The sequence below is a fragment of the Candidatus Pelagibacter sp. genome, from assembly GCF_052048095.1.
In the GTDB taxonomy this organism is placed as follows: Bacteria; Pseudomonadota; Alphaproteobacteria; order Pelagibacterales; family Pelagibacteraceae; genus Pelagibacter.
In genome coordinates this window covers 174266-188204 of sequence record NZ_JBNAKG010000001.1, presented here as the reverse complement: position 1 = coordinate 188204, position 13939 = coordinate 174266, and the positions used below count along the sequence as shown (strand labels likewise).

The 13939-nt window shown below is 29.0% G+C and carries 13 protein-coding genes; 12 read left to right on the top strand and 1 reads right to left on the bottom strand.

All coding sequences use genetic code 11. The features are described from left to right. Nucleotides 1-3: 3 nt before the first annotated feature. A complete protein-coding gene (locus ACTT9P_RS00960; RefSeq protein WP_440908820.1) occupies nt 4-981 on the bottom strand; it encodes a polysaccharide deacetylase family protein in 978 nt (325 codons plus the stop codon). A 28-nt stretch (nt 982-1009) separates the two neighbouring features. Between ACTT9P_RS00960 and ACTT9P_RS00955 the strand changes: the two genes are divergently transcribed. From ACTT9P_RS00955 to pnp, 12 genes are read left to right on the top strand one after another with little or no spacing between them, the layout of a single operon-like run. After that, the gene (locus tag ACTT9P_RS00955; RefSeq protein WP_440908819.1) at nt 1010-1396 is read left to right on the top strand and encodes a peptidase M22; all 387 of its coding nucleotides are present in this window, start codon (nt 1010-1012) and stop codon (nt 1394-1396) included. A 9-nt stretch (nt 1397-1405) separates the two neighbouring features. Continuing rightward, on the top strand, nt 1406-1822 hold the full coding sequence (locus tag ACTT9P_RS00950; RefSeq protein ID WP_440908818.1) for a Fur family transcriptional regulator: 417 nt from the start codon (nt 1406-1408) through the stop codon (nt 1820-1822). Then, nucleotides 1819-3147: a tRNA (N6-isopentenyl adenosine(37)-C2)-methylthiotransferase MiaB gene (gene miaB / locus ACTT9P_RS00945; RefSeq protein ID WP_440908817.1), complete on the top strand. Its 1329-nt coding sequence runs from the start codon at nt 1819-1821 to the stop codon at nt 3145-3147. Before ACTT9P_RS00950 ends, miaB begins: the two co-directional genes overlap by 4 nt. A gap of 2 nt (nt 3148-3149) precedes the next feature. Further along, the gene (locus tag ACTT9P_RS00940) at nt 3150-4148 is read left to right on the top strand and encodes a PhoH family protein (RefSeq protein WP_440908816.1); all 999 of its coding nucleotides are present in this window, start codon (nt 3150-3152) and stop codon (nt 4146-4148) included. Further along, nucleotides 4135-4593 (top strand): rRNA maturation RNase YbeY, encoded by a 459-nt coding sequence (ybeY, locus tag ACTT9P_RS00935; RefSeq protein WP_440908815.1) that lies wholly within the window; start codon nt 4135-4137, stop codon nt 4591-4593. The genes ACTT9P_RS00940 and ybeY overlap by 14 nt, the downstream gene beginning before the upstream one ends. Next, on the top strand, nt 4590-6134 hold the full coding sequence (lnt, locus tag ACTT9P_RS00930) for an apolipoprotein N-acyltransferase (protein WP_440908814.1): 1545 nt from the start codon (nt 4590-4592) through the stop codon (nt 6132-6134). The genes ybeY and lnt overlap by 4 nt, the downstream gene beginning before the upstream one ends. Continuing rightward, nucleotides 6127-7296 carry a methionine adenosyltransferase gene (metK, locus tag ACTT9P_RS00925; RefSeq protein WP_440908813.1) on the top strand — a complete coding sequence of 390 codons (1170 nt, stop codon included), beginning with the start codon at nt 6127-6129 and terminating at the stop codon, nt 7294-7296. The genes lnt and metK overlap by 8 nt, the downstream gene beginning before the upstream one ends. Nucleotides 7297-7355: 59 nt before the next feature. After that, a complete protein-coding gene (gene nusA, locus ACTT9P_RS00920; protein ID WP_440908812.1) occupies nt 7356-8948 on the top strand; it encodes a transcription termination factor NusA in 1593 nt (530 codons plus the stop codon). An 11-nt stretch (nt 8949-8959) separates the two neighbouring features. Further along, the gene (infB, locus tag ACTT9P_RS00915; RefSeq protein WP_440908811.1) at nt 8960-11182 is read left to right on the top strand and encodes a translation initiation factor IF-2; all 2223 of its coding nucleotides are present in this window, start codon (nt 8960-8962) and stop codon (nt 11180-11182) included. Continuing rightward, on the top strand, nt 11182-11550 hold the full coding sequence (gene rbfA / locus ACTT9P_RS00910) for a 30S ribosome-binding factor RbfA (RefSeq protein ID WP_440908810.1): 369 nt from the start codon (nt 11182-11184) through the stop codon (nt 11548-11550). The genes infB and rbfA overlap by 1 nt, the downstream gene beginning before the upstream one ends. A 7-nt stretch (nt 11551-11557) precedes the next feature. Continuing rightward, a complete protein-coding gene (gene rpsO, locus ACTT9P_RS00905) occupies nt 11558-11806 on the top strand; it encodes a 30S ribosomal protein S15 (protein WP_014953896.1) in 249 nt (82 codons plus the stop codon). A gap of 49 nt (nt 11807-11855) precedes the next feature. Further along, nucleotides 11856-13928, top strand: coding sequence for a polyribonucleotide nucleotidyltransferase (gene pnp, locus ACTT9P_RS00900; protein WP_440908809.1), 2073 nt, complete (start codon nt 11856-11858; stop codon nt 13926-13928). The last annotated feature ends 11 nt before the right edge of the window (nt 13929-13939 follow it).

The following is a 13939-nucleotide window of genomic DNA, read 5'->3' as shown; positions in this document are numbered from 1 at the left end:
TATTTAATTTCTTACTGTAAATTGTGTGCCAAACCATCTCCACTGCCCGCTATCATTTAAAGAACAGTTTATTCGTCCTCTTCTAGGTAAAAATTTTTCTTCTAATTCTATAGTCATAACGTTATCTTTGAAGGTAAGTTTTGGTTTTTTCCAGTTTCCCCCATCATTTGAATAACAGTTTATATATTTAATGTTTTTTTGATTTTCAAAAAACTCAACTTTTACTGCTGGAGGGTTTGTCATATTATCTATTTTTTTTTCTGTTGGATAAATTTGTTTGTACTCTAGAGGTGCATAATTAATTACAGATCTAAATCTTTTCAGATCACCATATTTTTCATTTATGGGAAATCTTGGTAATTCATACCTATCTTTGTTAAGATCAATTACACCCGAATGTTGTCCAAAAGCTATTTTAAATTTTTTTGAGATATAATTTTTCATATATTCTGAATATTCACCAAAAGGATATGAAAATATTGAAGGAACATAACCTAATTTTTCTTTAAATATTTTATCAGCAGTTTCTATGTCATTTTCAAATTCTTCATTAGTCATATCTATTAAATATTCATGAGTATGAGAATGATGACCAATTATTCCTAAATTAGATTTTTCTATCTCTAAAATTTGTTCCCATGTCATATAACCATTCTTTCCAACAGGCTCAGTAGATACAAATAATATAAAAGGGATATTGTTATCTTTTAAATAAGGCCAAGCTTCCTCGTAAAAAGATTTAAAGCCATCATCAATTGTAATTAGAATTTTCTTATCCTTTTTTTTATTATCAAATTCTTTTTCAAAAAGTTTTGGATCATAAAAATTATAATTCAATGCTTTAATCGTTTTCATATGTTCATCAAAAATATCCATTTTGATATTTGTAGATGGATATTTGTTTTCATTAAATCTGTGATACATTAGTGATAAAATTCCATTATCATTCGAAAAAGATTTGATATTATTTTCACCTGCCATAGAGTTGAGGGATATATAAAATTGTAAAATGATTAAACTAATTATTGATGCAGCAAAGGATAAGATTTTTTTAATGTTCATTAGTGATGATAATATTCAAAATGTTGAACATGAAAACAATAAATTAAATTATGAAAAATTATCAATGTTAATTAATGACTTTTTAATAAAAAATAAATTTAATTTAAAAGATTTGTCTCAAATATACGTAAATAGAGGACCTGGTAGTTTTGCAGGGATAAGAAATTCTTTATCTACTGTTAAAGCTTATCATTTAACAAATGATACAGATTATTATTGTTTTAGTTTTGATGATTTTTCTAACGAAGGTGCTGTTAAATATGAAGATATTCCTAATTTATGTGAAAAATATAAAATAAAAAAAAATTTGATTAATCCTGATTATTCAGGTTAAAAATATATCATGACAGAAACTATAGAAGATAAGTGTTTATCAAAAGGTGTAAAACTTACAGATCAAAGAAGAATAATTGCTCAAGTGATGTCAAAATCTACAGACCATCCTGATGTAGATGAACTTTATAAAAGAGTCTCAAAAATTGATAACAGAATCAGCATCGCAACAGTCTATAGAACTGTGAAACTTTTTGAAGAAAGTGGGATTTTAACAAAACATGAATTCAAAGGTGGTAAAGCTAGGTATGAAGAATTAAATGAAGGTCATCATGATCATTTAATTGACATCAAAACTGGAGAAATTATTGAATTTGTAGATGAAGAAATAGAAAAATTACAACATAAAGTAGCAAAGAAATATGGGTACAAATTAGTAGATCATAAATTAGAACTTTATGGGATTAAACTTAATTCAAAAAAATGAGTAAAAAAATATTTATTAAAACATTTGGTTGCCAAATGAATGAATACGATTCTAACCGAATATTTGACACGGTTAACAAAATTGGTTTTGAAAAAACTGAAATTTTAGAAGAAACAGATTGTTATTTATTGAACACATGTCACATAAGAGATAAAGCTAAAGAAAAAGTTTACCATGATATTGGAAGAATAAAAAAGACTTTTAAGAACAAGCAAAAACCATTTGTTATAGTTGCAGGATGCGTGGCACAAGCAGAAAACGATGAAATGCTTAAAAGAGAACCTTATATTGATCTAGTGATTGGTCCACAAGCATATCATAAAATTAATGACAAAATTGAGGAATTTTTAGACAAACAAAAAAAATTAGAAGAAACAGATTTTGATGCTGAAGCAAAATTTAATTATTTAAAAAAAATTCAAAACAAATCTAGTAAAGTTTCATCTTTTTTAACTATTCAAGAAGGGTGTGATAAATTTTGTCATTTTTGTGTGGTTCCATATACGCGTGGACCTGAATATTCAAGACCATTTCAAGAAATAGTAAATGAAGCAAAAGGTTTAGCCGATAATGGAGTAAAAGAAATTACCTTGTTAGGCCAAAATGTAAATGCTTATAAAAATCAAAATTTTAAACTTTCAGATTTAATTTTAGAAATAGAAAAAATCCAAGAAATAAAAAGAATTAGATACACAACATCTCATCCAAGAGATATGTCTGAGGATTTAATTAATGTTTATGGAGTATCTAAAAAATTAATGCCATTAGTGCATTTGCCTGTGCAAAGTGGTTCTAATAAAGTCTTAAAATTAATGAACAGAAAACATGTGATTGAAGATTATATTGAAATATATGAAAGATTAAGATCAATAAATCCAAAGATAGAATTTTCGAGTGATTTTATAATTGCTTATCCTGGAGAAGAAGAGGAGGATTTTAATGCTACATTTGAGTTAATAAAAAATATTAGATTTATAAATTCTTTTTCTTTCATATTCAGCCCAAGACCAGGCACCATAGCATCAAATCTTAAATTAATTGATAAAGAAATATCTCACGCAAGATTAGAGAAAGTACAAAAACAATTATTTGAACATCAAATTTCAATGAATAAATCACTAGAAAATAATGAAATTGATGTATTAGTTGAAAATAAAACTAATGAAAGCAGCAAGTTTTTCGGACGTTCTGAATACATGACTTCTGTAATTTTTGATGCTAATGATCAAGACGTGGGTAACATTGTAAAAGTAAAAATTAATAATAGTAATCAAAATACATTGTTTGGTGAATGTCTAAATAAATCGAAACAGCGAGTAGCATAAACTTGAGCACATCAATTAAAAAAGACATCCATAATTCTTTAAAATTTGTCTACTCAGACAATAATTCACTTAGTGTTATATTTCATGAAAATGAATTGTTAATGGGTGTTGTAGGTGAATTTAATAAAAATTTAAAAGAACTAGAAAAGATTACAGGGGCCAGCATTTATTCAAGAGGAAATTCAATTTTAATCAAATCTTCACCTGACAAAAATGAAATTATTAAAAATGCAATTCAATTTTTAGCTAATCAATTTATAAATAATGGAAGTATTGAGCAGAAAGATATTTTGTCATCCGTAGATCAATTCATGATTAATGAAAAAGTAAAAAATTCAAACGTTACTGATATTATAAAAACTCCAAAAAAATCCATAATACCAAGATCTGAAAAACAAAAAGAGTACGTAAGAGCCTTAAGACAAAGTGAAATAGTAATTTCTGCAGGTCCAGCTGGAACTGGAAAAACTTTTTTGGCAGTTGCCATAGGTTTGACCATGTTGTTAGAAAAAAAAATTGAAAGAATAATTCTTTCTAGGCCCGCTGTTGAAGCAGGTGAAAGATTGGGTTTTTTACCTGGCGATATGAAAGAAAAAGTAGATCCATATTTAAGACCTCTTTATGATTCTTTATATGATTTATTTCACTTCGAAAAAATTCAAAGAATGATAGAAATTGGTGATATTGAAATTGCTCCTTTGGCTTTTATGAGAGGTAGAACCTTAAAAAATTCTTTTGCGATTTTAGATGAAGCTCAAAATGCCACCGAAACTCAAATAAAAATGTTTTTAACTAGGATAGGAGAAAATTCAAAAATTGTTGTTAACGGAGATCCATCACAGATAGATCTGCCAAATAAAAATATGTCTGGTTTGGATAAATCTAAAAAAATACTATCTCATTTAAATGAAATTGCCGTTGTTGATTTTGATCATTCAGATGTAGTTAGACATCCTTTAGTTTCGAAAATTGTAAAAGCTTACAATAATGATCAAAATTAATGTCCTGACCGAAGAAAAGTTATGGACAAAAAAATTAAAAAAAAAAGAAGAGTTTTTTAATAAGATTTGTAAATTTTTTCCGAAAAAATTTAAGTTTTTAAAAAAAAAAGTATTTGTAACACTGTTGTTATCTAACAATAAAAATATAAAAATTTTAAATAAAAAATTTAGAAACAAGAATAAACATACAGATATACTTTCTTTTCCTTTTGAAAGAAAAATGAAAAATTCAAAAGAAATTTACTTAGGTGACATAATCATAAGTTATGAATACATGGATAAACTAAATGATTTAAAAAAGAACTTTGAAGAAAATACTGCTAAGATTTTCATTCATGGGTTTTTACATCTATTAGGCTATGATCATATAAAAGATAAAGATTATAAAATAATGTCACAAGCTGAGAATAGGATTTTTAAATCGATTTCAAAAATTTTAAATTGAAAAAAAAAAACATAATTGAATTATTAGTATTATTTGTTTTAGGATGTTTAACATCTATAAGCTTACCACCATTTAATTTATTCATAATAAATTTTTTTACTTTCAGTATTTTTTTTTCATTTTTATTTAAAAAATTAGATAACCAAAAAAACAAAATAACTTATTTTTTGTATGGTTGGTTATTTGGTTTTGGTTACTTTTTGTCTAATTTATATTGGATTACTATTTCTCTTACTTTCGATGAAAGTTTTAGTTTTCTCATACCATTAGCTTTAATTTTAATTCCAACTTTTTTAGGAATATTTTATGGAATAATTTCATTATTATTTAAACTCATAAATCCTAAAAATATCTTAAGTGCATTTTTTATTTTTTCATTATTATTTGGGTTAATAGAATATATTAGAGGAATAGTATTAACTGGATTTCCTTGGAATTTGATAGTTTTTAGCTTTTCTGAAAATTTAAATTTTTTAAATATACTCTCTTTAATAGGAACTTATTCATTAAATTTAATAGTTATAAGTTTTTTTATATTGCCATCAATTTTCATTTTGAGAAAAACTAAAAAAGAAATTTTTGTTTGTATTGTATTTATATTAATACCAGTTTTATTTTTTAGTTATTCTAATTTTCAAAAAATAAAATTTAATTCTAAAGACTTTGTTCAAATACCTTATACCTTAAGAATATTGGGAACCAATATAAGTTTAGATAGATTCTATGATAATTCTCAAACAGAAAAAGTAATTAACGAGCTAATTTTAATTAGCTCTCCAGACAAAAGTAAGAAAACTTTTTTCTTATGGCCAGAAGGCATAATTCCTAACATTTATCGTGATGATATAATTTTATATAAAGAAATTTTCAATAAAAGTTTTAATCAAGATCATTTGATCGGATTTGGCATTACTCATAGAGAATCTGAAAACGAATATTATAAATATTATAATTCATTTTCTATATTTAATAATAATTTAGATTTAATTAGCAATTATAACAAAAATAATTTAGTTCCATTTGGTGAATTTATCCCGTTTGAAAATTTACTAAATAAAATTGGTTTAAAAACAATTACTAATAATTTTGGTTCTTTTGATAGGGGTTTAGATAGAAAAATTATAGAAATTAAAAATAACAATAAAATTATGAATTTCTTACCTCTTATTTGTTACGAAATTATTTATAGCGGTAATCTGGCAAAAAATTATGATTTTGATTTTATTCTCAATATTTCTGAAGATGGATGGTTTGGAAAATCAGTAGGCCCGAAACAACATTTTGCTCATAGTATATTTAGAGCAATAGAGACAGGAAAATATGTAGTCAGATCTTCAAATAATGGCATGGCAGCAATAATTAATCCTTTAGGCGAGATAGAGAAGAAAATTGATTATGGAGAGACAGGATTTATTGATTTGGAGTTTATAAAAAAAAATGAGAAAACCCTTTTTTCCACATATGGGAATAGGATATTTATATTTTTAATTTTACTATATATTTTTTCATATTTTTCATTTAATAGACCTACATATGAGTAACTTAAAAAATTTTCTTTTCACAAGTGAGTCAGTTTCAGAAGGTCATCCAGATAAGGTTTCAGATAGAATTTCAGATATGGTTGTTGATACTTATCTGTCGGGTGATCCATATTCAAGAGTTGCATGTGAAACATTAACAACAACAAATAAAGTTGTTTTAGCAGGTGAAGTAAGAGGTCCAGAGATAAATAAAGACGATTTAATTTCAAAAGTAAGAGATTGCATTAAAGATATTGGCTATGATCAAGATGGATTTACTTGGAAAGATGCAACTAAGATAGAAAGTCATTTACATTCACAATCAGCCGACATTGCTATGGGAGTTGACTCCTCTGGTAATAAAGATGAGGGAGCGGGCGATCAAGGGATAATGTTTGGTTATGCTTGTAATGAAACTGATGTGTTAATGCCGGCACCGATACATTATTCACATAAAATTTTAAGATTAATGGCAGAAGATAGAAAATCAGGTAAATTAAAAAATATTGAACCAGATTCTAAAAGTCAGGTGACTTTTGAATATATTGATGGAAAACCTGTTAGAGTAAAATCAGTTGTAATATCTTCACAACATTCTCCAGATATTAATCAAAAAGATGTAAGAGAGTTACTAAGACCTTATATGTTAAATTCAATCCCAAATGAATTTTTAAAAGATTTTAATGAAGAAGAGTTTTATGTAAACCCTACAGGTAACTTTGTAATCGGTGGACCAGATGGAGACTGTGGTTTAACAGGAAGAAAAATTATAGTGGATACTTATGGTGGAGCAGCTCCACACGGTGGTGGGGCCTTTTCAGGAAAAGATCCAACAAAAGTTGATAGATCGGCCGCGTATGCAGCAAGATATATTGCAAAAAATGTTGTAGCTTCAAAAATAGCTGACAAATGTCTTATACAACTAGCATATGCAATAGGTGTATCAAAACCTCTCTCTATTTATGTAGATCTGTTTGACAATGATACTGAGAAAAATAAATTTGTTATCGATAAAATAAATGAAAATTTTGATTTAAGCCCTAGAGGCATAAGAGAAATGTTAGAATTAAACAAACCTATTTATGAGAAAACAGCTGCTTATGGTCATTTTGGTAGAGCACCGGAGAAAGATGGAGCTTTTTCATGGGAAAAAGCTGATAAAACAGGTGTTTTTTCAAAATAGTTTTTATTGATTAAAAAAAATTCTCTAATATATTGCTGACACATTGTTGAATTATCAAAATGGGCGTTAGCCCATTTTTTTTTGGAGCAAACAAAATTATGTTAAATAAAAGAGCAGACAAATTAGAATTATTAAGAATAGCTGAAGCGGTAGCTTTAGAAAAATCAATTGATAAAGAATTAATTATCAACTCTATGGAAACAGGTATAGCAAAGGCCGCTAAATCTAAATTTGGTCAAGATAACGAGATTAAAGTAGTTATCAATAGAGATAGTGGAGATATAGAATTATTTAGAAAATTGATAATTGTAGAAAATCCTGAAAACTCAAATACAGAAATAAATTTAGAAGACGCAATTAATCTTAATGAAGAAAATAAAAGTAAATCAGTTGGAGACGAAATTTTACAACCACTACCTTCTTTTGATTTTGGAAGAATAGCAGCTCAAACAGCAAAACAGGTTATTAGCTTTAATGTAAGAGAAGCTGAAAGAGAAAGACAATATAATGACTTTATAGATAAAAAAGACTCCATTTTAAGTGGTATTGTAAAGCGTTTAGAATTTGGAAATGTAATTGTGGATTTAGGAAGAACGGAGGCCATAATTCAAAAAAATGAAATGATCCCAAGAGAAAATATAAAAGCTGGAGATAGAGTAAAAGCTTACTGTTACGATGTAAGAAGAGAACCAAGAGGACAACAGATTTTTTTATCTAGAGCTCATCCTAAATTTATGGAAAAACTTTTTGTGCAAGAAGTTCCAGAAATATATGATGGATTAATTGACATTAAATCTTCATCAAGAGATCCGGGTAGTAGAGCTAAAATTTGTGTAAAAGCTGTTGATACCTCATTAGATCCTGTTGGTGCGTGTGTTGGTATGCGAGGCTCGAGAGTACAAGCAGTAGTAAATGAGTTACAAGGTGAAAAAATTGATATTGTAAACTTTTCGGAAGATCCTGCAGTATTAGTTTCAAATGCTTTATCACCTGCAGAAGTTCAAAGAGTAAATGTTGATTTAGAAAGAAAAAAACTTGATGTAATTTTGACTGAAGAAAATTTAAGTAAAGCCATCGGAAGAAGAGGTCAAAATGTAAGGCTAGCAACTAAATTATTAAACTATGAAATTAACATTATGACTGACCAAGAAGATTCAGAAAGAAGGCAACAAGAGTTTAAAGAAAAAACTGATAACTTTGTTAAAAATTTAGAACTTGATGAAACTTTGGGTCAATTATTAGTTGCTGAAGGGTTTTCAACTATAGATGACATTAAAGACAGCTCTTTAGAAAATTTAACTAAAATTGAAGGTATAGAAGAAGATACAGCGAAAGCACTTATAGAAAGAGCGGCTGAATTTCATGAAAAAGACAAAGCTGAAATTTCTGATAGAATAAAAGAATTGGGGTTATCTGAAGATTTAAGAAGCCTAAAAGGTTTAACACCAGGTATGTTAATGACTTTGGGGGAGCAAAAAATTTTAACTTTAGAAGATTTTGCTGACCTGGCTTCAGACGAATTAACTGGTGGATTTGACGTTGTTAAGGGAGAAAGAGTAAAAATTCAAGGTTATTTGGAAGATTTTGCACTTTCTAAAACAGAAGCTGATGAATTGATTATGTCAGCAAGAAATATTGTATACAAAGATTAAGGGGATGAGAAATGGAAAACAAAAAAACCAAATTAACTATTTCTGGAAGCCCCAAAAAATCTTTTAAAGATTTTAGTTCACCAAAACCTCAAGGAAAAAATTTATCATCATCTAATAGAGGATTTAGCAAACCAACTGGTAAAGGTACTTTTAAAAAACCAACTGGATCTGGTTTTAGACCTTCAGGATCTAATTTTGGAAAAAGCCCTAATTTTAAACCAAAATTTCCATCTAGCTCACCTTCAACATTAAGTGATTTTGAAAGAAGAAAACTTGCAGAACAAAGAGCTACAAAAAGATTAAAGGGCGACACTGATAAAGACAAAAAAGGTAAAGTTGATACCAACAAAAAAAGAGATGCCAAACTAACAGTTTCTAGGGCTTTAAGTGATGAGATAGAAACTAGAGAAAGAAGCTTAGCTTCAGTTAAAAGAGCAAGACAAAAAGAATTAAAAAATTCAAATAAAGACGAAGATAAAGAAAATCTAAAGCCAGTTAAAAGAGATGTAAATATTCCAGAGGCAATTACAGTTAGAGAATTGGCAAACAGAATGGCTGAGCAATCAAGTAATGTTATAAAATATTTATTTGGTATGGGCGTAACAGTTACGATCAACCAAACACTAGCTGCTGATACAGCAGAATTTTTAGTAAAAGAATTTGGACATAACCCAATAAGAGAAGAAAAAGCTGAAGAAATAATTCAGAAAATTAAAGAGTCGCGAACGGAGAATTTAAAAAATAGAGCACCAATAATAACAGTGATGGGACACGTCGATCATGGTAAAACTTCAGTATTAGATGTTTTAAGAAGTGCAAATGTTGTTTCAGGTGAATTCGGAGGTATTACTCAGCATATAGGAGCCTATCAAGTTGAAAATGGAAAGGATAAATTAACTTTTATAGATACGCCGGGTCACGCAGCATTTACAGAAATGAGAGCAAGAGGCTCTAAATTGACAGATATTGTGGTTTTAGTTGTAGCAGCAGATGACGGTGTTAAACCTCAAACTGTGGAGTCCATAAACCACGCAAAAGCAGCTAAAGTTCCAATTGTAGTAGCAATAAATAAATGTGATTTGCCAGAAGCAGACCCACAAAAAATAAAAAATCAATTATTGGAACATGAATTGATTGCTGAAGATTTATCGGGTGATACTTTAATGGTGGAAATTTCAGCAAAAACAAAACTTAATTTAGATAAACTTGTTGAAGCAATTTCACTTCAAGCAGAAATTTTAGATTTAAAAACAGATTTTGAATCTAAAGCTACAGGTGTTGTTTTAGAATCAAAAATTGATGTAGGTAGAGGACCGGTTGCAACAATCATTGTTACATCTGGAACTCTTAAAAGAGGTGATTTTTTCGTAAGTGGTTTAAAATGGGGAAAAGTTAGAGCAATTATTAATGATAAAGGAAAAAATATTGATAAAGCACCACCAGCAACTCCTGTTGAAATATTAGGAATTAATGGTGCAGCTAAATCTGGAGATGACTTTATAGTTTTAGATACTGAAAAAGAAGCGAAGTCACTTAGTGAAAACAGAGCACAAGAAAGCAAAGATGGCAAAAACCCACTTTCATTTGCATCACAAGAATCTGCTTTCTCAGATAAATCTTCAGAAGAGTTAAACTTAATTATTAAATCTGATGTCCATGGATCATCAGAGGCAATTAAAAATGCGATAACACAAATTAAGCATGATGAAGTAAAGCCTAAGATTATTTTGGCTGACATAGGAATGGTAACAGAAACAGATGTTACTTTAGCAAAAGCATCTAACGCAGTATTGATTGCTTTTAATGTTAAGCCAAGTAAGGAAGCAAAAAAATTAGCTGAAAATGAAGGAATAAAAATTTCTTCTTATAATATAATCTATGAAGTATTAGATTACATTAAGCAAAAAATGTCAGGACTGTTATCACCTGATGTTCAAGAAACTATAACAGGTACTGCACAGGTGTTAGAAATATTCAAAGTTTCAGGTGCTGGTAAAGTTGCAGGTTCAAAAATTACTGAGGGAGAAATCACAAGTACATCAGATGTAAGAGTTATCAGAGATGGAGCGATAATATATACTGGAAAAATAAGCACAATATTTAGAGAGAAAAACCAAGTTAAACAGGTAAGTAGTGGTCAAGAATGTGGAATTACTCTAAAAGATTACATGGATTTTCAAAAAGATGATACAATCGAAGCGTTTAGTGTTACATCTACAGAAAGGTCAATATAATGGCTGATAGAATAGGAAAACCAGTTTCACAAAGACAGTTAAGAGTTGGAGAAATGATTAAACAGTCTTTAAGTATGATATTTTTAAGAAACGAAGCAAAATTACCAAATTTGGAAACAAATACGATTACTGTCACAGAGGTAAAAATGAGCCAAGATCTTAAAATTGCAAAAGCATATGTTCTTCCACTTGGAGGGAAGGATGCTGATGAAGTAATAAATAAACTAAAAGAATATTCTTTTTTAATTAGAAAAATTCTTTCAAAAAAAGTGATAGTAAAATTTTTACCAAAATTACTCTTTAGAAAAGACGAGTCTTTTGAGTATGCGGAAAAAATTGAAAATCTAATAAAACAAACAAATAAATAGGAAAAACATGAGTAAAAAAGCAAGTGAATTAGCGATGCATGAAAAAGATACTGGATCATCGGAGGTACAAATTGCATTGTTAACTGAAAAAATTGAAACTCTTTCAAAACACATAAAACAATTTAAGAAAGACAAACATTCTTCAGTTGGTTTATTAAGAGCGGTAAATAGAAGAAAAAAATTGTTAGAATATCTAAAGAAAAACAAATTAGATTCTTACAAGAATGTATTGTCCAAATTGAATCTGAGAAAGTAAATCAAATAGACAGCACGGAACGAAACGAAAAGAACGAAACGGAAAAGAAATGTTTAAAGTATATAAGAAAGAAATAGAAGTAGCAGGAAAGAAAATAAGTTTAGAAACAGGAAAAATAGCAAGACAAGCAGATGGAGCAATTATTGCTCAATGTGGTGAAACAGTAGTGTTAGCAACTGTTGTTGGAGCCAAAAAAGTAAATCCAGATATGGATTACTTCCCATTGTCAGTGAATTATCAAGAAAAATATTACGCTGCAGGAAAAATTCCTGGAGGTTATTTTAAAAGGGAAGCAAGACCAACTGAAAGCGAAACGTTAATTTCAAGATTAATCGATAGACCAATCAGACCTTTGTTTCCAGATGAATTTAAAAATGAAGTACAATTATTACCAACTGTAATTTCATACGATAAAGAAAATGAAGCAGATATTTTATCTATAACGGCTTCTTCAGCCGCATTAGCGATTTCAGGAATGCCATTTTTAGGACCAGTGGGAGCATCAAGAGTTGGATATATAGATGGTAATTATGTTTTAAACCCATCAAAAGAAGAACTTAAAAAATCTAAATTAGATTTAGTAGTAGCAGGTACTAAAGACGCTGTTCTTATGGTTGAGTCAGAAGCCAATGGTTTGACAGAAGAAGAAATGTTAAATGCTGTTAAATTTGGTCATGAAGGCTTTGTACCAGTAATTGAAATGATAGAAGATCTTGCAAAAGAGTGTAAAAAACCAGAATGGATTGTAGAAAAAAAAGATCTTTCAGAAGTTAAAAAAGTTTTAGAGGAAAACTTTACAGAAGATCTTAAAAAAGCTTTTGGAACAAGAGATAAGCAAGATAGATCAAATCAAATTTCAGAAATAACAGACAAAGCTAAAAAATTATTTGAAGAGAATGAAAATTATACAGATCTAGATGTTAATTCTGAGCTTAAAAATCTAGAGAAAAGAATAGTGAGAACAGATATTCTAAAAAATAAAAATAGAATAGATGGTAGAGGCTTATCTGATGTAAGACCAATTTCATGCGAAGTTGGAATTTTGCCTAGAACACATGGTTCAGCTTTATTTACAAGAGGAGAAACTCAAGCAATAGTAACAACGACTCTTGGAACATCTGATGATGAGCAAAAAATTGAAAGCTTAGATGGCCTACAAAAAGAGCGATTTATGCTTCACTATAATTTTCCACCATTTTCAGTTGGAGAAACAGGTAGAATAGGAACTGGCAGAAGAGAAATTGGACATGGTAAATTAGCTTGGAGAGCAATTAATTCATCATTGCCACCAAAAGAATCATTTCCTTATACTTTTAGAATAGTATCTGAGATCACAGAGTCTAATGGATCTTCATCTATGGCAACAGTTTGTGGTACATCGCTTGCTTTAATGGATGCAGGAGTGCCAATTAAAGAACCTGTAGCAGGTATAGCTATGGGACTAATTAAAGAAGGTGATGATTTTTCGGTTTTATCTGACATTTTAGGTGATGAAGATCATTTAGGTGATATGGATTTTAAAGTAGCTGGAACTAAAGATGGCATAACTTCTTTACAAATGGATATTAAAATTACTGGTATTACATTTGAAATAATGGACCAAGCTTTAAAACAAGCTAAAGATGGAAGAGTTCATATCCTTGGTGAAATGAATAAAGCATTATCAGCTTCAAGAACTGATGTTGGAAAACATACTCCAAAAATGGAAACGATTACTGTTGATAAGAAAGATATTGCAGCAGTGATTGGAAAAGGAGGTGCAACTATCAGAGAAATAGTTGAAGTTTCAGGCGCAAAAGTTGATATCAATGATGAAGGTGAAGTTACAGTTGCAGCACCAGATGAAGAATCTAGAAATAAAGCAATGCAGATGATTAAAGATATTACTGCAAAAGCTGAATTAAATAAAATTTATAGCGGAAAAGTTATGAAAATTATGGAGTTTGGTGCGTTTGTAAATTTCTTAGGAAAACAAGATGGGCTTGTTCATATTTCAGAACTTGCAGATAAAAGGGTAGCAAAAGTGACTGATGTTGTTAAAGAAGGTGACGAAGTAAAAGTTAAAGTTATTGGATTTGACAGGGGAAAAGTTAAACTTTCAATCAAACAAGCTAATTCTTAGTATTTTGGGGT